At 66.1% G+C, this 1,070-nt stretch carries 1 protein-coding gene and 1 riboswitch; the gene reads right to left on the bottom strand.

The features are described from left to right. The coding region (locus tag E4099_RS32280; protein WP_167828571.1) for a transglycosylase family protein at positions 1 to 434 on the bottom strand (434 nt) is incomplete at its 3' end. A gap of 4 nt (positions 435 to 438) precedes the next feature. Beyond that, positions 439 to 620: riboswitch (cyclic di-AMP (ydaO/yuaA leader) on the bottom strand. Positions 621 to 1,070 lie beyond the last annotated feature (450 nt).

The following is a 1,070-nucleotide window of genomic DNA, read 5'->3' as shown; positions in this document are numbered from 1 at the left end:
GGGGCGGGGGCGGCCTCGGCCTTGGCACCGCTGGGGTTCACGGCCGGAGTCGGGCCGCCCTTGGTCAGGCCGGCCTTGACCGAGCACACCGGCCAGGCGCCCGGGCCCTGGTCGGCCAGGACCTTCTCGGCGACGGCGATCTGCTGGTCCTTGGTGGCCAGGTCGGCGCGCGCCGCGTAGGTCTGGCCGCCGTACGCGTTCCAGGTGGACTGGGTGAACTGGAGGCCGCCGTAGAAGCCGTTGCCCGTGTTGATGTGCCAGTTGCTGGTGCTCTCGCAGGCCGCGACCTTGTCCCAGGTGTCGACGGAGGCGGCGCTGGCGGAGGTGGCGCCGATCAGCGGGAGGGCCACGCCGGCACCGCCCGCGGCGAGCGCGAGCGAGATCTTGGCGATGCGGCCCGGGTTGACGCGAAGATGGCGTCCGCGTGCAGACATAGGGGTGTCCTCTCCTACGCCTGCGAGGTGAGCTGTCGGGTTCGGACAGGAGTTGCCCGGCCGCGTCCTGAACAGCGATCACCTTCGCCGTAACGCGTCTTCACCCCAAGCCGGCCGTGCTGAAGATGCCCGGTCGGCGACTTACCTGGTTCCCCCGCTCCTGCCGCGATGCGTCGTGGTTTCTCCTTCACCGGCGGCAGGATTAGGCGCTCCGGCTTCGGGCTCCCAAGCAATGACTGCTGTGGAGCGGGCGCCACCGTAAGCGGAATATTTTCGCCGCCACAAACCATGTGATCTGCGCCATTGATCCACTTCAAGAATTATGGCGCTTTTATGTCACGCAGCGCTGCGGATCATTCTCTTTCCGAAATGGAGATCTTGCGGAACGGCTCTCGTGCGCAGCGCGCCGTAACCGTTCTGACGGAGGGTGTCCAGAGCGCCACGGAGAGGTCACCAGCTTCCCGTTACATGCGTGACCCTGGTCACTGCTGCCGGTTAAAACGGCATGAGGTGTCAAAAGTCCGATTTGTGCTTCGAGTTGGCGTGGGAGTTGATCTCTGCGCCTCAAATCCCCCCATACCGACCTAAATCGACCCACCGGCTCCCGCGGCCCCGCCAGCCCACCCCACAATCCCT

Origin of the sequence: Streptomyces palmae (assembly GCF_004684805.1) — a bacterium.
GTDB classification, from domain to species: Bacteria; Actinomycetota; Actinomycetes; order Streptomycetales; family Streptomycetaceae; genus Streptomyces; species Streptomyces palmae.
The sequence above is the reverse complement of the archived record's forward strand: the minus strand, read 5'-3'. Positions and strand labels throughout refer to the sequence as shown.